Annotated in this window: 20 protein-coding genes; 14 read left to right on the top strand and 6 right to left on the bottom strand. The window is 70.0% G+C overall.

Features of this window, described 5'->3' with window-relative positions:
* Positions 1–118: 118 nt before the first annotated feature.
* On the bottom strand, positions 119–3,688 hold the full coding sequence (locus K4L06_RS02590) for a lamin tail domain-containing protein (RefSeq protein ID WP_221669909.1): 3,570 nt from the start codon (positions 3,686–3,688) through the stop codon (positions 119–121).
* A 176-nt stretch (positions 3,689–3,864) separates the two neighbouring features.
* Here K4L06_RS02590 and K4L06_RS02585 point away from each other — a divergent pair, with 176 nt between their 5' ends.
* A complete protein-coding gene (locus tag K4L06_RS02585; RefSeq protein ID WP_221669908.1) occupies positions 3,865–4,743 on the top strand; it encodes a tryptophan 2,3-dioxygenase family protein in 879 nt (292 codons plus the stop codon).
* 377 nt (positions 4,744–5,120) lie between these two features.
* A complete protein-coding gene (locus tag K4L06_RS02580; RefSeq protein ID WP_221669907.1) occupies positions 5,121–6,659 on the top strand; it encodes an oligopeptide:H+ symporter in 1,539 nt (512 codons plus the stop codon).
* Between the two features lie 733 nt (positions 6,660–7,392).
* Here K4L06_RS02580 and K4L06_RS02575 read toward each other — a convergent pair.
* A complete protein-coding gene (locus K4L06_RS02575; RefSeq protein ID WP_221669906.1) occupies positions 7,393–7,941 on the bottom strand; it encodes a MarR family winged helix-turn-helix transcriptional regulator in 549 nt (182 codons plus the stop codon).
* 98 nt (positions 7,942–8,039) lie between these two features.
* On the opposite strand from K4L06_RS02575, the gene hppD reads away from it, so the two are divergent.
* The 6 genes from hppD (at position 8,040) to K4L06_RS02545 (ending at position 14,779) form a co-directional block, all read left to right on the top strand.
* A complete protein-coding gene (hppD, locus tag K4L06_RS02570) occupies positions 8,040–9,131 on the top strand; it encodes a 4-hydroxyphenylpyruvate dioxygenase (RefSeq protein WP_221669905.1) in 1,092 nt (363 codons plus the stop codon).
* A gap of 171 nt (positions 9,132–9,302) precedes the next feature.
* On the top strand, positions 9,303–10,601 hold the full coding sequence (gene hmgA / locus K4L06_RS02565; RefSeq protein WP_221669904.1) for a homogentisate 1,2-dioxygenase: 1,299 nt from the start codon (positions 9,303–9,305) through the stop codon (positions 10,599–10,601).
* A gap of 243 nt (positions 10,602–10,844) precedes the next feature.
* The gene (locus K4L06_RS02560) at positions 10,845–11,483 is read left to right on the top strand and encodes a lectin (protein ID WP_255594948.1); all 639 of its coding nucleotides are present in this window, start codon (positions 10,845–10,847) and stop codon (positions 11,481–11,483) included.
* A gap of 122 nt (positions 11,484–11,605) precedes the next feature.
* On the top strand, positions 11,606–12,619 hold the full coding sequence (locus tag K4L06_RS02555) for a sodium:calcium antiporter (protein WP_221669903.1): 1,014 nt from the start codon (positions 11,606–11,608) through the stop codon (positions 12,617–12,619).
* 61 nt (positions 12,620–12,680) lie between these two features.
* Positions 12,681–13,916, top strand: a complete 1,236-nt coding sequence (gene nhaA, locus K4L06_RS02550) for a Na+/H+ antiporter NhaA (protein ID WP_221669902.1) — start codon at positions 12,681–12,683, stop codon at positions 13,914–13,916.
* Positions 13,913–14,779 carry a nucleoside-diphosphate sugar epimerase gene (locus K4L06_RS02545; RefSeq protein ID WP_221669901.1) on the top strand — a complete coding sequence of 289 codons (867 nt, stop codon included), beginning with the start codon at positions 13,913–13,915 and terminating at the stop codon, positions 14,777–14,779. Before nhaA ends, K4L06_RS02545 begins: the two co-directional genes overlap by 4 nt.
* 468 nt (positions 14,780–15,247) lie before the next feature.
* On the opposite strand, the gene K4L06_RS02540 is transcribed toward K4L06_RS02545, so the two are convergent.
* Entirely contained in the window at positions 15,248–16,120 is an 873-nt protein-coding gene (locus tag K4L06_RS02540) for an EamA family transporter (RefSeq protein ID WP_221669900.1), read from the bottom strand.
* A gap of 68 nt (positions 16,121–16,188) precedes the next feature.
* Here K4L06_RS02540 and K4L06_RS02535 point away from each other — a divergent pair, with 68 nt between their 5' ends.
* Entirely contained in the window at positions 16,189–16,602 is a 414-nt protein-coding gene (locus K4L06_RS02535) for a hypothetical protein (protein ID WP_221669899.1), read from the top strand.
* Positions 16,603–16,609: 7 nt separating this feature from the next.
* Here K4L06_RS02535 and K4L06_RS02530 read toward each other — a convergent pair whose 3' ends face one another.
* The 3 genes from K4L06_RS02530 to K4L06_RS02520 form a co-directional block, all read right to left on the bottom strand.
* Complete coding sequence (locus tag K4L06_RS02530) at positions 16,610–17,095, bottom strand: Mpo1-like protein (RefSeq protein WP_221669898.1); 486 nt, start codon at positions 17,093–17,095, stop codon at positions 16,610–16,612.
* Between the two features lie 73 nt (positions 17,096–17,168).
* On the bottom strand, positions 17,169–17,504 hold the full coding sequence (locus tag K4L06_RS02525) for an SMR family transporter (RefSeq protein ID WP_221669897.1): 336 nt from the start codon (positions 17,502–17,504) through the stop codon (positions 17,169–17,171).
* Positions 17,505–17,761: 257 nt separating this feature from the next.
* On the bottom strand, positions 17,762–18,691 hold the full coding sequence (locus tag K4L06_RS02520) for a phosphoribosylaminoimidazolesuccinocarboxamide synthase (RefSeq protein WP_221669896.1): 930 nt from the start codon (positions 18,689–18,691) through the stop codon (positions 17,762–17,764).
* Positions 18,692–18,879: 188 nt separating this feature from the next.
* Here K4L06_RS02520 and K4L06_RS02515 point away from each other — a divergent pair, with 188 nt between their 5' ends.
* The 5 genes from K4L06_RS02515 (at position 18,880) to trpE (ending at position 23,594) form a co-directional block, all read left to right on the top strand.
* Positions 18,880–19,218 (top strand): DnaJ domain-containing protein, encoded by a 339-nt coding sequence (locus K4L06_RS02515; protein WP_221669895.1) that lies wholly within the window; start codon positions 18,880–18,882, stop codon positions 19,216–19,218.
* A gap of 113 nt (positions 19,219–19,331) precedes the next feature.
* Complete coding sequence (rpe, locus tag K4L06_RS02510; protein WP_221669894.1) at positions 19,332–20,006, top strand: ribulose-phosphate 3-epimerase; 675 nt, start codon at positions 19,332–19,334, stop codon at positions 20,004–20,006.
* Positions 20,007–20,250: 244 nt separating this feature from the next.
* Complete coding sequence (rraA, locus tag K4L06_RS02505) at positions 20,251–20,724, top strand: ribonuclease E activity regulator RraA (protein WP_221669893.1); 474 nt, start codon at positions 20,251–20,253, stop codon at positions 20,722–20,724.
* A gap of 283 nt (positions 20,725–21,007) precedes the next feature.
* Complete coding sequence (gene yegS / locus K4L06_RS02500; protein WP_221669892.1) at positions 21,008–21,973, top strand: lipid kinase YegS; 966 nt, start codon at positions 21,008–21,010, stop codon at positions 21,971–21,973.
* Positions 21,974–22,118: 145 nt separating this feature from the next.
* Positions 22,119–23,594 (top strand): anthranilate synthase component I, encoded by a 1,476-nt coding sequence (gene trpE, locus K4L06_RS02495; protein WP_221669891.1) that lies wholly within the window; start codon positions 22,119–22,121, stop codon positions 23,592–23,594.
* The last annotated feature ends 131 nt before the right edge of the window (positions 23,595–23,725 follow it).

The following is a 23,725-nucleotide window of genomic DNA, read 5'->3' as shown; positions in this document are numbered from 1 at the left end:
CGGCCGACCGGCGCCTCTGGACCAGGCCCGGTTCGGGCCGGCACGGCCGGCCCGTCCGTCGGCGAAGCCCCCCGGCCGGAGCCGGGGGGCGGTACTGCGGTTCAGGCCTGAACAGGGCTCAGGGCTGGGGCGTGCCGGGGGCGACGATCGACAGCGCCGCCTGGGCGGCGTTGTTGGCCGGGTCCGGATCGGCGGACGCGGAGGTCACCGACGCCGCAAGCTCGACCGTGCGCCCGGCCATCGCCGCGTCGGTGGCGCTGCGCAGGTGGAACCAGTGGCTTTGGTGGCCGGTGCTGTCGACCAGCTCGCCGGTGCAGGCCACGCTGGTGTGATCGCCCACGATCGTCGGCGCTTCGCAGCGCCAGCCCGGCATGACCGCGCTGACCTCCAGGTTCGGCCAGGCGCCGGACAAGGCCAGGCCGAGGCCGACCTGGCGCGCCCAGTCCGGGCCCTGGTTGTCCACCGACACCGACAGTTCCAGCGGGCGTCCGGCCTCCAGCCTGGATTCGCCGTGCAAGGGGCCGGCCCAGACCCGCACGTCGGCGTGGGTCCGCGGCACCAGCCGCAGGTGCAGCGGGTCGACGTCGCCGGCGCGCATCGGCACCGAGTCGTCGTCGCGCAGCACCGCCGGGTAGCCGGCATTGCTGCGCAGGCGCTGCACCTGGATCCGGTCGGTCGCGCCGATCAGGCGCTCGTCGGCGAAGGCGTGCTGCAGTTCCTGACGGTTGCCTTCGTCGATCGAGGAATAGCGCTCGGACTCGGGTTCGGTTGCGGCGAGCTTGAGCAGGTCTGGATCGTAGCGATCGATGCCGTCGCCGAGGACCATCGTGGAGACGCCTTCGGTCGGGCGGCCGGTCAGGGTGCCGACCGGATCGACCAGGCCGTCGTTGAAGCCGTGCGCGTCGAACTTGCCGAGCACCAGCAACGGCAGCGCGTCGGGATCGTTCTGCTGTTGCTGCACCCAGCCGGCGACGAACTCGGCCTGCAGGTGGCGACGGTCGCGCTGGCGCTCGGCTTCCGGCGTGTCGGCTTCGCTGCCGGCCATCGGTGCCAGTTGCACCAGCAGCAGGCGCTGGCGGAAGCGGTGGCCGTCGTTGGACTGGGTGGACGCGTCGATGCTCAGCGGCGCCTGGTCGAACAGCATCGCCGTCGGGCCGTTGCCGCCCGGCAGCAGCGCGTCGCGGCCGACTTGGGCGATGCGCTCGACCACCACCCGCGAGCCCCACACGCCGACTTGCTCGCTGCGGGCGAGGAAGCCGATCTGCGGCTTGAGCGGATCGACGTTGGGCAGGGCGATGGCGCGGTACTGCGGGTCGGGACGGCCGAAGGCGACGGCGTCGCGATTGATCCGCTCGGCCAGGCGCTGCAGCAATGGCTCGTTCTCGATGCCGGTGATCGCGACCAGGTCCGGCGTCTGCAGGTCGTCGCGGATGCTGCGCGAGATCTTGCCCAGACGCCGCTCCAAGGCGTGCGGCGGCGTCGCCGGCTGGCCGGAGCCGGGCGGGCTGTACTCGTCGTAGAGGTCGCTCAGGTCGTAGCTGGCCACATTGGTCTGGCGCTGCTGCGGATCGCCTTCCTCGATGCGCGGCGGCGCCGGCGGCGATTCGCGCACGATCAGTTGCGCTTCGCGCTGCAGGATCACGGTATGGCGGCCGCTGCGCTGGTCCAGCGGACCGATCACGCCGTCGACGCGCGCGCCGACGCCGAGGTCGACCGGCGCATGCCCGTCGGCGTCGCTGTCGACGCCGATCACTTCGGGATTGCCGTCCCAACGCGGCAGCCAGCCCTGGACCTGGCCGCGGAAGATCGGCGGATACCGCGTGCCCGGCTCGCGCATCGGCGCCGGCTGATCGTAGGGACCGAGCGCGACATGGAAGCGGCCGTCGCTGCGGGTGCGTTCCTGCGCGGCATCGAAGCTGCCGCCGGTCGGGCCGACCACGCGCGCCTCGGGCAAGCCCACGCGCATGCCCTCGAAGGCCTCGTAATCCGGCGCGCCGAGGGTCGGATGCCAGGGCAGCAACGGCGCCGGCGGCAGCGGCCGCGGCGCGGTGGTCAGCGGGACGACAGCCGGCGAGCCGGCGATCGCGGTCATGGTGCCGCGCAAGGGATGGACGCCGCCGTCGGACAGTTCCGCCACCGTGCCGCCCACGCGCACGCGCAAGCCGCGCCATTGCGGATCGGGACGGCCGCCGGTCTGCACGAACAGGCCCTGCGAGGTGTTCGGATCGCCGTCGCTTTCGAACTCTTCGCTCTGCAGATAGAAGCCGTCCTCGCCCAGCGCGGTGACGATGCCTTCGACCGCGACGAACTCGCCGCGCAGCGGCGAGACCGCGCCGGGCCCCTGCACCGCCGCGATCGGCACCACCCGCAGGTCGTCGTCGAGAATCGTACTGACGCTTTCCAGCACGAGGCTGCCGCCCTCGCCGATCGCGCCGGACAGGATCTGCGCCTTGATCTTGACCGTTTCGTCGCCTTCGTAGCGGACGTCGCCGCGCACGCCGAAGCTGAGGTGGACTCGGTCCTGGCCCGGGCCGATCACCGCTTCGTAGTCGAACGGCAGGTAATCCTCGTCCGCGCTGGCGGTGCCGCCGTCGCTCGAACTCACCCGCACCCGCACGCCGTTGCCGTCGGCGGGACGATCCAGGCGCAGCTCGATCGGGAACGGCGCGATGTCGGCATCGCCTTCCTTGAGCGCGACCGGGTGCAGCGACAGCTGCGGCGGCGCCTGCTGCGGATCGTCGTTGACGATGGTGGCCTGGACGTTGAGGTAGTCGCCGTTGGCGGTGACCGCGCCGGAATGGACCTTGATCTGCAGGGCCACGGTTTCGTCGGGTTCGATCAGCGCATCGCCCTTGACCGGCAGGGCGAAGCTGGCTTCGCTCTGACCGGCAGGGATGGTGCCGCGCAGATCGATCGGCAGGTAGTCCTGGTCCGGACGCGCCGTGCCCTGGCCGTTGCTGAAGGCGCTCCAGCTGACGCCGCCGACGCCGGCGGGGCGATCGAGCTTGAGCTTGAACAGCAAGGGCGCGATGCCGTCCTGGCCTTCGGCCTGGGCGACGTCGAGCGCGCTCAGGCGCGGCGGCGGGCCCGACGGACACAGGCGGGTGGCCGAGCTGCGGGTACGCGGCAGCGGCGAAGCGAGGGCGAAGTCGGCGGCGTTGACCTGGCTGTCGGCGCAACCGCCGTCCTTGCGCAACTGCGCGCTGACCAGCCCGGCGGAGGACGCCGGCGCCGAGCCTTCGGCGCAGTCGATGCTGCCGTAGCCGACGAAGTCGATCGAGCCGGTCGGGCAGGCGACGGCGATCGGATTGGCGTGATTGACCAGGGCCAGCTTGCCGTTGATCTGGTTCAGCGACACGCTGCCGCTGAGGTCGTACGCGCTGACCGGAGTGGAGCCGAGCGAAACCCGCTGGCGGATCAGGAAATAGCCGCCGGGCGCGATGACGCCGCTCAGCGGCGTGCGCTGCCAGGCGCTGGCGCCGTTGACCGGCGCGTAGTGCAGGCTCCAGCCGGCGAGGTCGACCGGCGCGTTGCCGTTGTTGTGCAGTTCGACGAAGTCGGCGTTGTAGCGCGCGCCGCTCTGGCCGGCGCCGCCGTAGACCTGCGAGATGACCACCTGTGCTTCGGCCGCGCCGGCCAAAGCCAAAGCGATGCCGGCCGCGAGGGCGCGGCTTGCGAATTCGTGCATGGATTCCCCTTGAGAGTGCGCCTGCAGGACGTGCTGGGCAGGCCTGCTCATTATCCGATTCAGGCGTCGCACCGGCCGCGACCGTTGCGCCCGCGCGATGCCGGCGTTGCGCGCGCCGGGCCCTGTCGCGGCTGGGTTTGCGCTACGCTTTGCGCCCCTGCCGCGAGCCCCGCCGTATGTCCGTCGAAAAGAACCAGCGCGAACTGGAAAGCGGTATCCATACCGACCTGCACGGACGCATCACCTACGGCGGCTATCTGCAGCTGGACAAGCTGTTGTCGGCGCAGCGCGGGATGTCGGACCCGCCGCACCACGACGAGATGCTCTTCATCATCCAGCACCAGGTGTCGGAGCTGTGGATGAAGCTGATCGTGCACGAGCTGACCGCCGCGCTGGAGCACCTGCGCCGCGACCAGGTCTGGCAGTGCCAGAAGGTGCTGGCGCGCTGCAAGCAGGCGCTGCGCCAGCTGACCGAGCAGTGGTCGGTGCTGGAGACGCTGACCCCGTCGGAGTACATGGGCTTCCGCGAGACCCTGGGCCCGTCCTCGGGCTTCCAGTCGCTGCAGTACCGCACCATCGAATTCATGCTCGGCAACAAGAACGAGGCCATGTTGCGGGTGTTCGCCTACGACCCGCAGGGCCAGGCGACCTTGGAGCAGGCGCTGGCGGCGCCCAGCCTGTACGACGAGTTCCTGATGTACCTGGCCCGTTTCGGCCACGAGATTCCGGCCGAGCACCTGCAGCGCGACTGGCGCCGGCCGCACGTCAGCGACCGCGCCCTGCAGCCGGTGTTCGAGCGCATCTACGAGAACACCGACCGCTATTGGCGCGAGTACGCCCTGTGCGAGGACCTGGTCGACCTGGAGACCCAGTTCCAGCTGTGGCGCTTCCGCCACATGCGCACGGTCATGCGCATCATCGGCTTCAAGCGCGGCACCGGCGGCTCCAGCGGGGTCGGCTTCCTCAAGCAGGCCCTGGAGCTGACCTTCTTCCCCGAGCTGTTCGAGGTCCGCACCACCATCGGCGCCGGCCCGGAGCGCGGCGAGGGCTACTGAGCCCGGCCGCGCCGCAGCGGACCGCGGCCGCAGTTCGCGGCCGCGACCCGCCCGGCGGGCGAGGCCCGGCTGCGCGGGCCGGTTCGGACAGCGCCGGTCGCCGCGCCCGAGCGGCCGGCGACCGCATCAGGCCCGACAATTGCGCGGCCGATCGCCGACGTTCGCCTGGGCCCAGGCCCCGAACGGCGAACTTTCAGCCGCCCGATGGCGCAAAAATCTCCCCCATTCAGGCCTGGATGCGGGCGTTTGTTGCGGCGCAGCACGGAACGGCGCCTACGACTAAGGTTTGACGGGACCGCCCCGGGCCGGTAAATCTCCCCGGCCCGTGCCGTCGGCGTGGGATTTTTATTCAGTTTCCACACGACAGGGGACACCGCATGAGCGGAGCCGCTACAACCACCTCGGGCCAGGCGCCCATTCCGGAATTCCAGCAGCGACTCGGGCATCCCAAGCCCCTGTGGATGCTGTTCATGACCGAGTTCTGGGAGCGCTTCGCCTTCTACGGCATCCGCTGGGCGCTCGTGCTGTACATCGTCCACCAGTTCCACGGCGGCGACGCCGCCGGCGAAGCGTCGGCCAACCGCATCTACGGCGCCTACCTGGCCCTAGTCTATGCCGCGGCCATCTTCGGCGGCTACATCGCCGACCGCGTGCTCGGCTATCAGCGCTCGATCCTGCTCGGCGCGGTGATCATGTCCGCGGGCTTGTTCATGATCGCCTTGCCGAACGAGCAGATCTTCAAGCTCGGCCTGGCCACGATCATCTGCGGCAACGGCCTGTTCAAGCCGAACATCTCGACCATGGTCGGCAAGCTCTACGCGGTCGGCGACGAGCGCCGCGACTCGGGCTTCACCATCTTCTACATGGGCATCAACCTCGGCGCGATGCTGGCGCCGCTGCTGACCCAGTACCTGGCGCAGAAGATCTTCGGCAGCGAATCGATGCCGGACTACAAGATCGTCTTCATCTCCGCCGGCGTCGGCATGCTGATCAGCCTGGTCTGGTTCTGGATCGGCCGCGCCGGCCTGCAGGGCATCGGCCGTCCGCCGGAGAACCAGGGCGACCGCCGCAAGGTGCTGTACGTGTTCCTCGGCGCGCTGGTCGCGATTCCGATCGTCTACTTCCTGCTGGCGATGGGCGCCGGCGCGCTGCAGGGCGTGCTGACCGCGATGTTCCTGGGCCTGTGCGGCCTGCTGCTGGTCGAAGGCTTCCGCGAAGGCGCGGTGCAGCGCGACAAGGTGATCGCGATGCTGATCATCTTCACCTTCAACATCCTGTTCTGGATGTTCTTCGAGCAGGCCGGCAGCTCGTTCACCTTCCTCGCCGACAAGATCGTCGATCGCGACATCTTCTCCGGCGCGATGGCGGACCTGGTCTACACCCTGAGCGGCGAGCGCGTGTTCCCGACCGCCTGGTTCCAGTCGGTCAATTCGGTCGCGATCATCACCCTGGCGCCGCTGATCGCCTGGATCTGGGTGGCGATGGGCCGGGCCAACCCGTCGATCCCGCGCAAGTTCAGCCTCGGCCTGATCTTCAACGGCCTGGCCTTCCTGCTGTTGATGTTCGCCCTGGGCAGCCTGCTGGACAACGGCAAGATCCCGTTCTGGACCCTGTTCGCGGTGTACTGGATCCAGTCGATCGGCGAGCTGTGCCTGTCGCCGATCGGCCTGTCGATGGTGACCAAGCTGGCGCCGGTGCGCCTGGTCGGCTTCGGCATGGGCGGTTGGTTCCTGTCGACCGGCATCGGCAACAACCTGTCGGGCATCTTCGCCGGCCACGTCAGCGGCGAAGGCGGCATGACCACGACCTCGGCGCTGGGCGGCTACACCTTCGGTTTCTGGGCTCTGGTCGGCGCCGGCGCGCTGCTGTTCCTGGTCGCGCCGCTGGTGCAGAAGCTGATGCACGGGGTGAAGTAAGCGTCTGCGCGGCTGCGGCGCCCGTCGGGCGTCGCGGCCCCCGCGCAGCGATCCGAAAAGGCGACGGCCGCGGCCGTCGCCTTTTTCGTTTGCGCGCCCGATCGAGGCGTCGCCCTTGTAGGAGCGGCGTCCCACAGGGATTTCCTTCGGTCACAAGCCGCGCCGTCATCTCGCCCGTTCGCCGCGTCTTTGTCCTAGGCCCCCTGTAGGAGCGGCGCAAGCCGCGACCACCATCTCGCCAGTTTGCCGCGTCTTTGTCTTGCGCCCCTGTAGGAGCGGCGTGAGCCGCGACCGCGCTGCTGCGGTCTAGCGCCGTCTGTCGTTCGAAGGCTTCTAAAGCTACAAAGCTCAAAAGCTCTAAAGCTCTAAAGCTCTAAAGCTCTAAAGCAAAGCTTCCGTCCGCAAGCGGCCGGGTCACTTTCTTTGTCCAAGGCGACAAAGAAAGTAACCAAAGAAAACGCCATTCCTGTTTCGAGTCAAAAGCCACTATGGGACGCGGCTGGCGCAGGGCTGCTCCGCACAGGCCATCCTTGGCCTGGCTGCGCACGGCCCGCATCCCTGCGGGCCGCCCTTCGGGGCCTCAGGTCTTCTCGCGAGTTCGTGGCGACGCCAAGCTCTTCACGGCAACGGCAACGGCCTGGGGATTTCGTTGGGCGCCGACGCGAGATCGCCGGGCCTATGCTCTGCCGAGTCCCGAGTCCCGAGTCCCGAGTCCCGAGTCCCGAATCCCGGCTCAGCGCCCCACAGCCGCCAACTCCGCCTCGGCCTGGATCTCCAGCTCGTCCAGGCGGTCGAGCAGGCGGAACAGGGCCTCGCGCTCGGCGGTTTCGATCCCAGCCAGCAGGCGCTGCTCGAAGGCCAGTGCCATCGGCGCGACCTCGTCGTAGATCTTGTAGCCGTCGGCCGACAGCTGCAGCACCGAGCGGCGGCGGTCGTCGTCGTGGGTGTCGCGCTCCAACCGGCCGGCGTCGATCAGGCGGGCCACGGCGCGGCTGACCGCGACCTTGTCCATCGCCGTGCGCTGGGCGACCTCGTTGGCCGACAGGCCGGGGAAGCGGCCGAGTACGGCCATGACCCGCCACTCGGTCACGCTGAGGGCAAAGCGCTCGGAATAGACCCGGGCGATCGCGCTGCTGACCCGGTTGGACAGCACCGAGAGCCGGTAGGGCAGGAAGTGGTCCAGATCCAGCTCGGCATGGCGCGGGGGCGCGCCACGGCGGGCGGGGGCGCCGCTGCGCTGTTCAGGGTCTGGCGATTCGGACTGGGACGGTGGTCGATTCATGCTGCACTGTGCCTTGCTTATGGTTTCATGTGAAACTATAACGACCCCTTAGCCAAGGCCGTCCGCAGCGGACCCGGCCGCCACCTGAGAACAATGCCATGAATGCGCAGCCCAACCTCGGCATGCAGGTCACCACCTTCGACAACCCGCTCGGCATCGACGGGTTCGAGTTCGTCGAGTTCGCCGCCCCCCAGGGCCAGGGCGAGCGCCTGCACGACTACTTCCGCCGCCTCGGCTTCAGCGCGGTGCTGCGCCACAAGTCGCGCCCGATCACGGTCTACCGCCAGGGCGGGGTGAACTTCCTGGTCAACGAAACCCCCGACAGCTTCGCCTCGGCCTTCGCCGAAGCCCACGGCCCCTGCGCCTGCGGCTTCGCGATCCGCTTCCAGAAGCCGGCCCAACTGGTCTACGACACCGTGCTCGGCAACGGCGGCGAAGCGGTGACCGAACGCGCCGAGACCCGCGCGATCGACGCGCCGGTGGTCAAGGGCATCGGCGACTGCATGCTGTACCTGGTCGACACCTACGGCGCCAAGGGCGACCCCTACGCCGACTACGAGCCGATCCCGGGCGCCGAGCGCAACCCGGCCGGGTTCGGCCTGACCTTCATCGACCATCTGACCCACAACCTGTACTTCGGCAACATGCAGAAGTGGTCGGATTATTACGAGCGGCTGTTCAACTTCCGCGAGATCCGCTACTTCGACATCAAGGGCGCCAAGACCGGCCTGGTGTCCAAGGCGATGACCGCGCCGGACGGCATCGTGCGCATCCCGCTCAACGAATCCAGCGACCCCAAGTCGCAGATCAACGAGTACCTGGACGCGTACAAGGGCGAGGGCATCCAGCACATCGCCTGCTTCACCGACAACATCTACGACACCGTCGAAGCGATGCGCGCCCAGGGCGTGGAGTTCCTCGACACCCCGGACACCTACTTCGACGTGATCGACCAGCGCGTGCCCAACCACGGCGAGGACGTGCCGCGCCTGGCCAGGAACAAGATCCTGATCGACGCCGACCCGGAGACCCACCAGCGCAAGCTGCTGCAGATCTTCACCCAGAACGCGATCGGCCCGATCTTCTTCGAGATCATCCAGCGCAAGGGCAACGAGGGCTTCGGCGAAGGCAACTTCCAGGCCCTGTTCGAGAGCATCGAGCGCGACCAGATCAAGCGCGGCGTGCTGTAATCGCCGGGCTTGAGCCGGCGCGCCGGATCGGCGCGCCGCAAGGCGCGGCGACGCGCGCGGACGGCGGCCGTTGAGGCCGCCTTGCGCGGCCGCGCCGGCCCCGGCACGGTTCACCCGGTATTCGACCCCGATTCTTTCCACGGCTGCGGACGCAGCGAGCGAAGCGACCCCATGGCACCGATCAGCACTGGCTACCAAACCGGTTTCGGCAACGAGTTCGCCAGCGAGGCGATCGCCGGGACCCTGCCGCTGGGGCGCAACTCGCCGCAGCGCGTTGCCCACGGCCTGTATGCCGAGCAGCTGACCGGCACCGCGTTCACCGCGCCGCGCCACGCCAACCGCCGCAGCTGGCTGTACCGGATCCGTCCGGCGGCCATGCACGGCGCGTTCTCGCCCTATGCGCAGCCGGCGTTCCACAACGACTTCGGCGACGGCGCGGTGAGCCCGGAGCAACTGCGCTGGAACCCGCTGCCGCTGCCGCAGGCGCCGACCGACTTCCTCGACGGCCTCTACACCATGGCCGGCAACGGCGGCCCGGCGGCGCAGACCGGCGTCGGCATCCACCTGTACGCGGCCAACCGCGACATGCGCGGGCGCTATTTCTACGACGCCGACGCCGAGCTGCTGATCGTGCCGCAGCAGGGCCGGCTGCACATCGCCACCGAACTGGGCGTGGTCGAGGTCGAGCCGCAGCAGATCGCGGTGATCCCGCGCGGCGTGCGCTTCGCGGTGAGCCTGCCCGACGGCGCCTCGCGCGGCTACGTATGCGAGAACTTCGGCGCCCTGCTGCGCCTGCCCGACCTGGGTCCGATCGGCAGCAACGGCCTGGCCAACCCGCGCGATTTCGAAACCCCGAACGCAGCCTTCGAGGACCTGGAAGGCGAGTTCGAATTGATCGCCAAGTTCCAGGGCCACCTGTGGCGCGCGCCGATCGACCACTCGCCGCTGGACGTGGTCGGCTGGCACGGCAACTACGCGCCGTACCGCTACGACCTGCGCCATTTCAACACCATCGGCTCGATCAGCTTCGACCATCCCGATCCGTCGATCTTCCTGGTCCTGCATTCGCCCAGCGACACCGCCGGCACCAGCAACCTGGACTTCGTGATCTTCCCGCCGCGCTGGCTGGTGGCCCAGGACACCTTCCGCCCGCCGTGGTTCCACCGCAACATCGCCAGCGAGTTCATGGGCCTGATCCACGGCGTCTACGACGCCAAGGCCGACGGCTTCGCCGCCGGCGGCGCCTCGCTGCACAACTGCATGACCGGCCACGGCCCGGACGCGCAGACCTTCGAGAAGGCCTCGGCCGCGGATCTTTCGCAGCCGCACGTGATCGTCGACACCATGGCCTTCATGTTCGAGACCCGGGCGGTGATCCGGCCGACCCGGCAGGCCTTCGAGGCGGCGCATCGGCAGCGCGATTACCAGGCCTGCTGGGCCGGGTTGCGCAAGCACTACGTCGCGGGCTGATCGAGCGCAGCGGCGGCATTGCCGCTACGGTGCGAAAGCGATCCCGGGCCGACGACCTCGGTCGCCGGAACGTCGCTTCGGCGGTCGCGGCGGATGGCCGAAGGCAATCTTCGCAAGAGGCCGCTCCTGCCGGGATACGCGAATGACGCCGAGGCTCGCGCCGGTGTCTTTCGCATTGCATTCACGCCGCCGGGCTAGGCTGCAGCGGCCTTCGCAAGCGCCGCGCGCGCTGGAGCCTTGCCGATGAAATTGGTGCCGTCCGCGTCCGTTCCCAGCCTGGCCTGCGCGGTGTTGCTCGCGCTCGGCCTGAGCGCCTGCCAGCGCGAGGCCGCGCCCGCGGCGGAGCCCGCGCCCGCGCCGCCCGCGGCCAGCGCCGATCAGCCGGCCGAGGACGTGCCGCCGGCCACCGCACCCATGCCGACGCCTGCGCCCGCGCCGGCCGACGCCCTGGCCCGTTTCGACGGCTACGGCGACCTGCGCTTCGGCATGAGCGCCGAGCAGGCCCGCCAGGCCTGGGGCGGCGAACTCGAGGGCGAGGCCGCGGCCGATGGCGGCTGTTATTACCTGCGGCCGCGATGGGCCAAGAACGCGGCCGAATTCGGCCTGATGTTCGAGAACGGCAAGTTCGTCCGGGTCGACGTCGGCAACGACAAGGAAACCGCGCCCGGCGGCGGCCGCCGCGGCATGAGCGCGGAGCAGATCCGCGCCCTGTACCCGGGCCGGATCGAAGAGCAGCCGCATAAATACGTGCAAGGCGCCAAGAACCTGCGCGTGAGCGAAGGCGCCGGCGCGCTGGTGTTCGAGACCGATGCCGCCGGCAAGGTCACCGCCTGGCGGATCGGCCAGCCGCCGCAGGTCGATTACGTCGAAGGCTGCTCCTGAGTCGGCGCCGCGTGCGCCGCGGCGCACTGGAGCGGATGCGCCGCGACGGCGCCGCGCTGCGGCGTTCGGTCGCGGCCGAGAGTGGCTAGAATCCAGGCAACGACCGCAAGGGGAAGACCGTCATGTTCGAAGCCGTCGGCTTGTTCGTACTGGGCCTGCTGCTGCTGGCGCTGGGCGGCGATTCGATCGTCAAGGGCGCCTCGGGCCTGGCCCAGCGCTTCGGCGCCTCGCCGTTCGCGGCCGGTCTGATCCTGGTCGCCTTCGGCACCTCGCTGCCCGAGCTGGCGGTCAACCTGCAGGCCTTCGTGCGCGGCCAGCAGGCGCTGGCGCTGGGCAATGCGGTCGGCAGCAACGTGGTCAACTTCGGCCTGACCCTGGGCCTGGCGGCGCTGGCCGCGCCCTTGCTGGTGCGTTGGCGGGCGCTGGCGCCGCTGCTGATCGTGCTGCTGCTGGGCACCGTGGCGGTGGTCGCGCTGGGCCTGGACGGCGTGCTCGGCCGCGGCGAGGGCCTGGGCCTGCTGCTGGTCTTCGTCGCCGTGGTCGCGTTCGCGATCGCCCGCACCCGTCGCGAGGCGCCGGAACTGCAGGACGCGATCGCCGCCTTCGCCATGACCCAGACCCACCTCGGCCTGAACCTGCTGCGGGTGCTGATCGCGGTGTTCCTGCTGCACCTGGGCGCGTACCTGATCGTCGGCGGCAACGGCCTGTGGAGCTTCGGCGCCTCGCCGGCGCTCAGCGGCGGCTTCGGTTCGCCGAACGCGGCCATCATCGGCGCGGCGATGGGCCTGTCGCCGCTGCTGACCGGCCTGCTGCCGGTGGCGATCGGCACCGCGCTGCCCGAGGCCGCCGCGGCGATCGCCGCCGCGCGCCGCGGCCAGGGCGACATCGTGGTCGGCCACGTGATCGGCTCCAGCCTGTTCAACCTGCTGATCGTGATCGGCGGCATGGCGGCGCTGCGCAGCGTGCCGCTGCCGGCCTCGTTCGTGCGTTTCGAGCTGCCGGCCGCGGCGCTGTTCGCGCTGATGCTGTACCCGATGCTCAAGGGCGACCTGCGCATCAGCAAGCGCGAGGGCGCGATCCTGCTGGTCGCGCTGCTGGTCTGGGTCGGCTTCGAAGTGGCGATGCTGCGCAGCTGAGCGGGCCGGCGAGGCCGGGTCTTCGCCGGGCGACCACAAGGGCTGCGCCTATAATGGGCGGATGAGCGCAACCCCTCACACCCCGCCGCCGCGGCGCGCCTTGCGCGCGCTCAGCGAATTCTTCCGTCTCGAGGCCGCCGGCGGCATCGTCCTGATCGCCGCCGCGGTGCTGGCGCTGATCGCCGCCAACTCGCCGCTGCGCGAGGCCTACCAGGCGTTCCGCGAGATCCCGGTGCAATTGCGCATCGGTCCGCTCGACATCGACAAGCCGCTGCTGCTGTGGATCAACGACGGCCTGATGGCGGTGTTCTTCCTGCTGGTCGCGCTGGAGATCAAGCGCGAGGCGCTCAGCGGCCAGTTGGCCGAGCGTTCGCAACTGGTGCTGCCGCTGGTCTGCGCCAGCGCCGGCGTGGTCGTGCCGGCGCTGCTGTTCTTCGCCCTCAATCGCGGCGACGCGGCGGCGATGCGCGGCTGGGCGGTGCCGACCGCGACCGACATCGCCTTCGCTCTCGGCGTGCTGGCCCTGCTCGGCTCGCGGGTGCCGGTGGCGATGAAGCTGCTGCTGTCGACCATTGCGGTGGTCGACGACCTGATCGCGATCCTGATCATCGCCTTCTTCTATTCGCACGGTCTGTCGACGACCGCGCTGATCTGGGCCGCGGTCGCGCTGGCGGCGATGTGGCTGCTCAACCGGCGCGGAGTGACCGCGCTGGCGCCGTACCTGGCGCTGGGTGCGGTGCTGTGGGTGTGCGTGCTCAAGTCCGGCGTGCACGCGACCCTGGCCGGCGTCGCCACCGGCCTGCTGATCCCGCACGTCGACAAGCGCAACGCGATCGACGACGAGGTCGAGCATTCGCCGCTGGAGACCCTGGAGCACGCGCTGCATCCGTGGGTGGCCTACGCGATCCTGCCACTGTTCGCCTTCGTCAACGCCGGCCTGGCCCTGGGCGGGATCCAGCTGCAGGACATGCTGGATCCGCTGCCGATGGGCGTGGTGCTGGGCCTGGTGGTCGGCAAGCCGGTCGGCATCGTCGGCGCGGCGCTGCTGATGCGCGCGCTGGGCTGGGCGCGGTTCCCGGCCGGGATGGACCTGCGGGCGATGTTCGGGCTCGGCCTGATGTGCGGCATCGGCTTCACCATGAGCCTGTTCATCGCCTCGCTGGCGTATCAGGACCCGCTGCGCTACGACGAGGCGGTGCTCGGCATCCTCGGTGCGTCGCTGTTGTCGGCGTTGATCGGTTATTTCTGGCTGCGCGCGGTGTTGCCGGCGCGCGGCGGGCAGGGTTCGCACGAATGAAGCATGCGTTGGTGTTCGGCGGCAGCGGCCAGATCGGGATTCCGCTGCTGCAACGGCTGTATCACGCCGGTTGGCGGGTGACCGCGATTTCCCGCCACGAGCAGTACGATCGCCCCGGCCTGCACTGGCTGCACGGCGACCTGGACGCGATGCCGGCGTTGCCGGCGCGGGTCGATGCGATCTTCAGCTGCGGGCCGCTGCTGAAGTTCTCGCGCTGGTACGCGCAATCGGGCATCGAGGCCTCGCGGGTGATCGCGTTCGGCTCGACCAGCGCCGAGACCAAGCGCGGTTCGGCCGACGCCGACGAGCGCCGGGTCGCGGCCGAGCTGCGCGAAGGCGAGGCCAACCTGTTCGCCGCCGCGCAGCCGCGCAGCGATGCGGCGACGGTGCTGCGGCCGACCCTGATCTACGGCGCCGGACGCGACCAGACCCTGACCCGGATCGTCCAACTCGCGCGGCGGCTGCGTTATTTCCCGCTGCCGCGCGGCGCCAACGGCCTGCGCCAGCCGGTGCACGTGGAGGATCTGGCCGAGGCCGCGTTCACCGCGTATGCCGCGCCGGCGACCTACGGCCAGGTGTACGCCGTGCCCGGCGGCGAGACTCTGACCTATCGCGAGATGGTGGCGCGCACCTTGGCCTGTCTGCGCCCGCCGGTGCGGCTGATCGAACTGCCGTCGCCGATCTTCAACCTGGCCCTGCTCGCCGCGCAGGCGACCGGGCGCGCGACCGGGCTCGGCGAGGCGGCGGTGCGGCGCATGCGCAGCGACATGGCTTTCGACGCGGCGCCGGCGCAGCGCGATTTCGGTTACGCCCCGCGGCCGTTCCGGCCGACGGCGGAGATGTTCGATACGCCGAGCGAATGACCGCGGCGGCCGGCGCGGCATGCTTCAAGGGGTAGGAGCGGCGCCCCACAGGGATTTCCTTCGGTCACAAGCCGCGATCGCCATCCCGCCCGTTCGCCGCGTCTTTGTCCTGCGCCCCTGTAGGAGCGGCGTAAGCCGCGACCACGTTCTTACGGTCTCGCGGCGTGTGCCGTTCGAAGGCTTCTAAAGCTCCAAAGCAAAGCTTCCGTCCGCAAGCGGCCGGGTCACTTTCTTTGTCCAAGGCGACAAAGAAAGTAACCAAAGAAAACGCCATAACTGTTTCGAATCAAAAGCCACTATCGGACGAGGCTTGCGCGGGGCTGCTCCGCACAGGCCATCCATGGCCTGGCTGCGCACGGGCCGCATCCCTGCGGCCCGCCCTCCGGGGCTGCAGGGCGTTCTCGCGAGGTCGCTGCTGCGCCAAGCTCTTGAGGGCAACGGCAACGGCAACGGCAACGGCAACGGCGATCACTTTGCCGCGCGCGACTTGGCCAGGGTGCGCAAGGCGATCGCGAACACTCCGCCCAGCACCATCGCGCCGCCGATCCATAGCCGCGGGCCGGGGCGGTCGCCCCAGAAGGCGATGCCCAGGGCGATCGCGAATACCGGCACCAGCAGCAGCCAGGGCGTCACCTGCGCCACCGGATAGCGCTGCACCAGCACGTAGTACAGGCCATGGCCGAACAAGGACGAGACGAAGGCGGCGTAGGCCACGCCCAGCCAGGCGACCCAGCTGACCGAGCCCAACGCGGCCAGGCCGCCGGGTTCCAGCACCAGGCTCACGGCCAGCAACGGCGCCACCGCGATCAATGCGGTCCAGCCTTGCTGACTGACCATGTCCAACCCGCGCAGGCCCTTCATCAACACCGTGCCCAGGGCCAGGAACGCGGCCGAGACCAGCATCAGCACCAGCGCCAGCGGCCGGTCCAGCACCAGCGGATCGAAGCCCAGCACCAGCACGCCGGCGAAGCTGATCGCGATCGCCGCGCCGGTGCGCCAGGCGAAGCGCTCGCCGAGCAGCCACCAGGCCAGCAGCGCGGTCATCGGCACATAGCTTTGCAGCACGATCGCCGGCGAAGACAGATCGCCGGCGGCCTTCAGCGCGCTGAAGCTCAGGCCGAAGTGCAGCACGCCGATGCACAGGCAGACCGCGATCAGACGCGGCCACTGCCCCGGCGCCGGGCGCTTGAGCAGGAACACCAGCGGCAGCGCGAGCAGGGCGAAGCGCAGCGCGGTGAACAGGAACGGGGGGATCTCGCGCAGGGCGAAGGCCGAGGTCAGGAAGTTGAGCGCCCAGGACAGGACGACGAGCAGCAGCAGGACGAGATCGCGGGCGGGCATGGGGACGGCGGCTGGGCTATCGTGGCCGGCTGGACGGCGGCCCGAACGGCGGGGCGGAGGAGGGCATTGTGAGGCATGTAGCGGAAATCCCGCCGCTGGCGATCGTCGTCGGCGGCGTCGCGGCGCTCGCCTGGTGGGCGATCGGCGCCTGGTGGCTGCGTGCCGGCGTGGCGCGCGCGTTCGGCGCGCGGCCGGCGTTCGGCGCGGTGCTGTGGACGGTGCTGTTCGGCGCGGTGGTGTGGGCGATGCTGGCCGTAACCGGTTTGATCCTCACCCACGACAGCGCGCTGGGTTCCGGCCTGCCGTTCGCGGCCCTGGCCTTCGTCCTGTCGTTGCTGGCGCTGGCCCTGGGCGTGCGCCTGTTCCTGCCCGGGCCCGACGGCGCGCGCCTGCGCTGGACGCGCGCGCTGGCGGTGTCGCTGCTGCCGGCGCTGTGGCTGTGGGGCGCGGCGTTGGCGGCGGCCCGTTACGCCGCTGCCTGAGCGGCGCTCAGTAACGCCAGCCGAGCTTGCGGTACAGCTTGGCCAGCACCCAGGCCGGGCCGATCAGCAGATAGGTCAGGTCGGTCAGGAAGCTGGGCTTCTTGCCTTCGATCTTGTGGCCGACGAACTGGGCGATCCAGGCCACCACGAACACCGCCACCGCCGTCCACAGCAGCGCGCTCAGGCCGAAGCTTTGCGCGATCCACCAGGTCAGCGCCGAGAACAGCGCGAACTGGATCAGCATGCCCAGGCCGAGCGAGCGCGAGGCGCGGTAGTAATACAGCATCGCGCCGAACATCGCCGCCGCGGCCCAGATGCCGGGGCGGAACCAGGTGCCGGGCGCGGGGATGCACCACAGCAGGGCGATCACGCTCCACAGGATCGCCGGCACCGCGACCACGTGGATGCGCTGGTTGACGGCGTTGCGGTGATCGCCGGAATAGCTGGCGAACCAGCGGTCGATGGGGCGTTGCGATTCGGCGACGGCGTTCATGCTCGGCTCCCGGTGAGGCGGAACGGTGCCGGCGCCGGCGGACGGGCGTCCGCGCGGCCGGCCAGGGCGGCGCTCAGTGCGCCGCAGCTTTCGAGAATAGCTGGATTACCGCCACGCCGGCGACGATCAGGCCGATCCCGAGCACCGCGCCGGCGTCCAGGGTCTGCTTCATGAACAGCCAGCCGATGGCGGCGATCAGGACGATGCCCACGCCCGACCAGATCGCATAGGCGACCCCGACCGGGACCGTGCGCAGGACCAGCGACAGGAAATAGAACGCGGTGCCGTAGCCGGCGGCGACGATCAGCGAGGGCACGGTGCGGGTAAAGCCGTCGGAGGCCTTGAGCGCGGTGGTGCCGACCACCTCGGCGACGATCGCGATCGCCAGGTAGAGATAACCGATGTTCATGCGGTGCCCGTGCGATGGGAGGTGCGGGCAGGGTAACGCGCATGTTCGGGCCTGTATCCGTGACCGACGGGACAGGCGCAGTGTGGCGCGGATCGGCGCGGGCCGGTGCGGCGCGGCGGCAGATTGGCCGCATCGCCGCCCCTGCTTGGCCGCGGACGCCCCGCGCCGGGACGTCCGCTCGGGATGGACCGGATCGGTCGGCCGGGCTTTCGATCTGCCGGAATCTCAATCTACCGAGATCTCAATCGACCGAAACCTCAGTCGACAGAAATCCCGGCCAGCTTCTGCAGCGCCTCGGCGTACTTGGCGCGGGTGCGCTCGATCACCTCGGCCGGCAGGCTCGGGCCCGGCGGGGTCTTGTCCCAGTCCAGCGTTTCCAGGTAGTCGCGCACGAACTGCTTGTCGTAGCTCGGCGGGCTGGTGCCGACCTGGTACTGGTCGGCCGGCCAGTAGCGCGAGGAGTCCGGGGTCAGCATCTCGTCCATGACGTAGAGGCGGCCGTCGGCGTCGGTGCCGAACTCGAACTTGGTGTCGGCCAGCAGGATGCCGCGCTGCGCCGCGTAGTCGGCGGCGTAGCGGTACAGGCGCAAGGTGGCGTCGCGCACCGCCTCGGCCAGTTCGGCGCCGACCGTGCGCACCGCGGTGTCGAAGTCGATGTTCTCGTCGTGGTCGCCGACCGCGGCCTTGGTCGAAGGGGTGAAGATCGGTTCGGGCAGCTGCTCGGCCTGGCGCAGGCCGCTGGGCAGGGCGATGCCGCTGATCCGGCCGGTGCGCTGGTAGTCCTTCCAGCCGCTGCCGATCACGTAGCCGCGGGCGATGCACTCGATCGCCACCGGCTTCAGCCGCTTGGTCACCACCGCGCGCTTGGCGTACAGCGCGGCGTCCACGCCCTCAGGCAGGACCGCGGCGACGTCGATGCCGGTGAGGTGGTTGGGAATGATGTGCGCGGTCTTGCCGAACCAGAAGTTGCTGATCTGGCACAGCATCTCGCCCTTGCCCGGGATCGGGTCGGGCAGGACCACGTCGAAGGCGCTGAGGCGGTCGGTGGCGACCATCAGCAGGCAGTCGCCGCCGGGGGCGGCGCCGGCCGGCAGGCGCTCGGCGGGCAGGTCGAAGACGTCGCGGACCTTGCCGCGATGGCGCAAGGGCAGGCCGGGCAGTTCGGATTGCAGCAGTGTGGTCGTCAAGGCGAAAACCCCTGATGGCGGTGCGTGGACCCCCTGCCGCCGCGGTCGCCGGAGCCCGTGAGGCTCGCGCGCGTGCGCGACAGGGCCGGGCAGTGTACGCCGGCTGGGCGCCGCGTGCAGGTAGACTGGCGTCCGGCGGCCCCGGGCGGGCCTGGACGCGGCCGCGACGGCCCGGGACGGCAGGCGCGATGCAGCGCTGGTACGGCAAATTGCTGGGTTTCTTCGCCGGCGCGGCGCTGCTGCGCGCCAATCCCTTCCTCGGCGCGGTGATCGGCCTGTTGATCGGCCACGCCTTCGATTCGGACTGGTTCCGCCTGCGCGGCGACGACCCCTATGCGGCCCTGGGCCTGACCCGCGAGGCCAGCGACGCCGAGGTCGATCAGGCCTACCGCCGCCTGATCGCCCAGTACCACCCGGACCGGGTGGTCAACGCCGCGCCCGAGCTGCGCGCGCAGGCCGAGAGCCGCGCCCGCGAGATCAACCGGGCCTACGACCGGATCAAGACCCTGCGCAAGGGCAAGAAGTGAGCGCATAGGCGCTGGAAACGGCGGAGCGGAGCTTGCGCCGATTCCTGGCTCCTCGACGCGATCCCTGCCTTTTGCGGGACAATACTCCCTCAAGTCCTCGCCGAGCCCCGCCCATGCAATCCACCGTCATCGCCCCTTCGATCCTTTCGGCCAATTTCGCCAAGCTCGGCGAAGAAGTCGACAACGTGCTCAAGGCCGGCGCGGACTGGGTGCACTTCGACGTGATGGACAATCACTACGTGCCCAACCTGACCATCGGCCCGATGGTCTGCGAGGCGCTGCGCAAGCACGGCGTGACCGCGCCGATCGACGTGCACCTGATGGTCGAGCCGGTCGACCGGATCGTGCCGGACTTCGCCAAGGCCGGCGCCAGCCTGATCAGCTTCCACCCCGAAGCCAGCGCGCATGTGCACCGCACCGTGCAGCTGATCAAGTCGCACGGTTGCCAGGCCGGGCTGGTGCTGAACCCGGCCACGCCGGTCGAGGTGCTGGAGTGGGTGCTGCAGGATCTGGACCTGGTGCTGCTGATGTCGGTCAACCCCGGCTTCGGCGGGCAGAGCTTCATTCCCTCGGCGCTGGACAAGCTGCGCCGGGTGCGCGAGATGATCGACCGCAGCGGCAAGCCGATCCGGCTGGAGATCGACGGCGGGGTCAAGGCCGACAACATCGCCGAAATCGCCGCCGCCGGCGCCGACACCTTCGTCGCCGGTTCGGCGATCTTCAACGCGCCCGATTACGCCGACGTGATCGGCAAGATGAAGGCCGCGGTGGCGGGCGCGCGCGGCTGAGCGATACCCCCGATTCGGCTGCGGCGGTTCCGGCTTCGATCCGCGACGCTGAGGCGTGATGCGCTGCGCATCTCCGGTCGCGGCTTGTGACCGCAGGAAATCCCCGTGGGGCGCCGCTCCTACAGGGGCCGGCTTCGACCGGCGATGGCTTCGGCGGCTGCCGCGCAGGACGCGGCCGATGCGGTAGGCGCGGGCGCGACGGCGTGGCATGGTGACGGCATCGGATAGCCCTGGGGGCGAGGCGATGAACACCTGCGATCTGTGCGATCTCCACGAGCAACGGGTGCGCGTGCTGGAGTTGCCGCTGCGCGATTACGGCGGGCGCCTGGCCTTCGACGGCCGGGTCAGCACGATCAAGGCCTACGAGGACAATTCGCTGGTGCGCGAGGCGGTGGCCGAGGACGGCCGCGGCCGGGTGCTGGTGATCGACGGCGGCGGCTCGATGCGGCGGGCGATGCTCGGCGATCTGCTCGCGGCCAAGGCGCTGGAGAACGGCTGGGCCGGGGTGCTGGTGTTCGGCGCGATCCGCGACAGCGGCGCGATCGGGGCGATGGCGCTCGGGGTCAAGGCGCTGGGCACCAATCCGCGCAAGACCGACAAGCTCGGCCAGGGATTGCGCGACGTGCCGGTGGAGTTCGGCGGCCTGCGGATCCATCCCGGCGACTGGCTGTGCGCCGACCAGGACGGCGTGGTGCTGGCCGACGAGGAACTGCGCTAGGGACGCAGGGCGTTAAGCCGTACGGACAGATCGGTGAGGGCGGGAGCGTGATGCGGCTTAACGCCCTGCGTCCCTGCCGGCGCAACGAAAAAGACGCGGGCCTGATGGCCCGCGTCCGGAAGATTTGGAGGCAATCCCGCCTCCGCCCGTCGTCCCTGATATGGCCTCCCATATTCCGGATCGACGATGACAAGTGTGTGACAGCCGTTGCGAATCTTGATGTTCACCGCGTCCTGAGCCGCGGCTGTTAGCCTCGCGGGACCTTGGCCCGCCCCGAATGCCCATGTCCGCACCGCGCTGGCGTCTGATCCTCAACGGCAAATCCGCCGGCGACGAAGCGCTGCGCGAAGCCGTGGCGGGCTTGCGCGAAGACGGCGTGGCGCTGGACGTGCGGGTCACCTGGGAAGGCGGCGATGCCGAGCGCTACGTCGCCGAGGCGATCGCCGACGGCGTCGACACCATCGTCGCCGCCGGCGGCGACGGCACCCTCAGCGAGGTCGCGACCACGCTCGCCCATCGCGACGAACGCGCCGCGCAACTGCCCAGCCTGGGCCTGGTGCCGTTGGGCACGGCCAACGACTTCGCCGGCGCGGCCGGCATCCCCGAAGCGCCGCGCGAGGCCTTGCGATTGATCCGGCGCCGGCCCGCGCAGGCGATCGACCTGATCCGCCTGCAGGCGCCGGACGGCCTGCATTGGGCGGCCAATCTGGCCAGCGGCGGCTTCGGTACCCAGGTCACCCTGGAGACCGACGAGGGCCTGAAAAAAATGCTCGGCGGCCTGGCCTACCTGATCACCGGCGTCGCCAAGCTCGGCCGGATCCAGCCGCTGCGCGCGCGCCTGCACGGCGAGGGCTTCGACTGGGAAGGCGAATTCATCGCCCTGGGCCTGGGCAACGGCCGCCAGGCCGGCGGCGGTCAGGCGCTGTGCCCGGATGCGCTGATCGACGACGGCCTGCTCGACCTGACCATCGTGCCGGAGCTGTCCGGCGAAGTCGGCGCGACCGTGCGCACCCTGTTGACCGAGGGCAAGCACGCCGCGCTGGACCGGGTCGCGACGCGCGCGCGCCTGCGCCGGGTCGAGATCGACGCCGCCGCGCCGTTGACCCTCAACCTCGACGGCGAACCGGTGCAGGCGCGGCACTTCCGCGTCGACTGCGTGCCCGGACGGGTGCGCATGCACCTGCCGGCCGGGTGCCCCTTGCTGGCCGCCTCGCAGCCCGAGGCGCTGCCCGGCGCGCTCGCCGGCTGACCCGTCGCGCGGCGTTCGCGAAGCGGTTACAGTGTGGCCATGAACGCCTGGGCGAACCCGCACTCCTTCTGCGCCGACGTGGGTTGGCGATGGTGGCCGTCGGCCATCGTCGCTCCTGCCCACTCGCCCATGAAGGAACCGCCGCGTGATCTCGCACGAACTCTTCCAGCAGCAAGCCGCTAACGGCTACACCCGCATTCCGGTCGTGCGCGAGGTCCTGTCCGACCTCGATACGCCGCTGTCGGTCTACCTCAAGCTCGCCGACGGCCCGCATACCTATCTGTTCGAATCGGTCGAGGGCGGCGAGCGCTTCGGCCGCTACTCGATCATCGGCCTGCCGGCGCAGCGCGTGTACGCTTTCGCCGGGCATACCCTGTTCGTCAGCGAGCACGGCGAGCTGGTCGACAGCCGGGTGGTCGACGACCCCTTCGCCGAAGTCGAGCGCCTGCGCACCGAGTACCAGGTGCCGAAGATCGACGGCCTGCCGGGCTTCACCGGCGGCCTGGTCGGCTGGTTCGGCTTCGAGTGCGTGCAGTACATCGAGCGCCGCCTGGCCGGCGGCGAAAAGCCCGACGAGCTCGGCACGCCCGACATCCTGCTGATGCAGAGCGAGGAAGTCGCGGTGTTCGACAACCTCAAGGGCCGGCTGTACCTGATCGTGCACGCCGATCCGCGCGAGCCGCAGGCCTTCGCCCGCGCCAACCGCCGCCTCGACCAGCTCGTGCACCGCCTGCGCATCGGCGGCGCCAGCTACCCCGAGACGCTCGATCCGGCCGGCCTGGACGAGGGCGATTTCGTTTCCGGCTTCACCCGCGAAGGCTTCATCGAGGCGGTGGAGAAGTCCAAGGAACTGATCCGCGCCGGCGACATCTTCCAGGTGGTGCTGTCGCAGCGCCTGAGCGTGCCGTTCAAGGCGCGCCCGGTCGACGTGTACCGCGCTCTGCGCGCGTTGAATCCGTCGCCGTACATGTACTTCCTCGACGTCGGCGGCACCCAGGTGGTCGGCTCCTCGCCGGAGATCCTGGTGCGCCTGCAGGACGGCGAGGTGACCGTGCGCCCGATCGCCGGCACCCGCCCGCGCGGCAAGACGATCGAGGAAGACCACGCCCTGGAAGCCGAGCTGCTGGCCGATCCCAAGGAGCGCGCCGAGCATCTGATGCTGATCGATCTCGGCCGCAACGACGTCGGCCGGGTGTCGGAGGCGGGCACGGTCGAAGTCGGCGAGCAGTTCGTGATCGAACGCTACAGCCACGTCATGCACATCGTCAGCGAAGTCACCGGCCGCCTGCAGCAGGGGCTGAGCTACGCCGACGTGCTGCGCGCGACCTTCCCGGCCGGCACGGTCAGCGGCGCGCCGAAGATCCGCGCCCTGGAAGTGATCCGCGAGCTCGAACCGGTCAAGCGCAACGTCTATTCCGGCGCGGTCGGCTACATCGGCTGGCACGGCGACGCCGACACCGCGATCGCGATCCGCACCGCGGTGATCCAGGACGGCCGCCTGCACGTGCAGGCCGGCGCCGGCATCGTCTACGACTCCGACCCGCAGAAGGAGTGGGAAGAAACGATGAACAAGGGCCGCGCGCTGTTCCGCGCCGTGGCCGAGGCAGCGCGCGGCCTGTAAGCGCCGCGCGTGCCCCTGTAGGAGCGGCGTTAGCCGCGACCACCCGAAGAGAGCGAATACCACCGCAGCCGTCGAAGCGAGGATGCTTGGCGGCTGTTTCGTGCCATGCCCGCGGGCTTGCGGCTTCGGCT

This window comes from Lysobacter sp. BMK333-48F3, assembly GCF_019733395.1.
In the GTDB taxonomy this organism is placed as follows: domain Bacteria; phylum Pseudomonadota; class Gammaproteobacteria; order Xanthomonadales; family Xanthomonadaceae; genus Lysobacter.
Note: the sequence above shows the minus strand (reverse complement) of the source record. Positions and strands in the feature narration are given on the sequence as shown.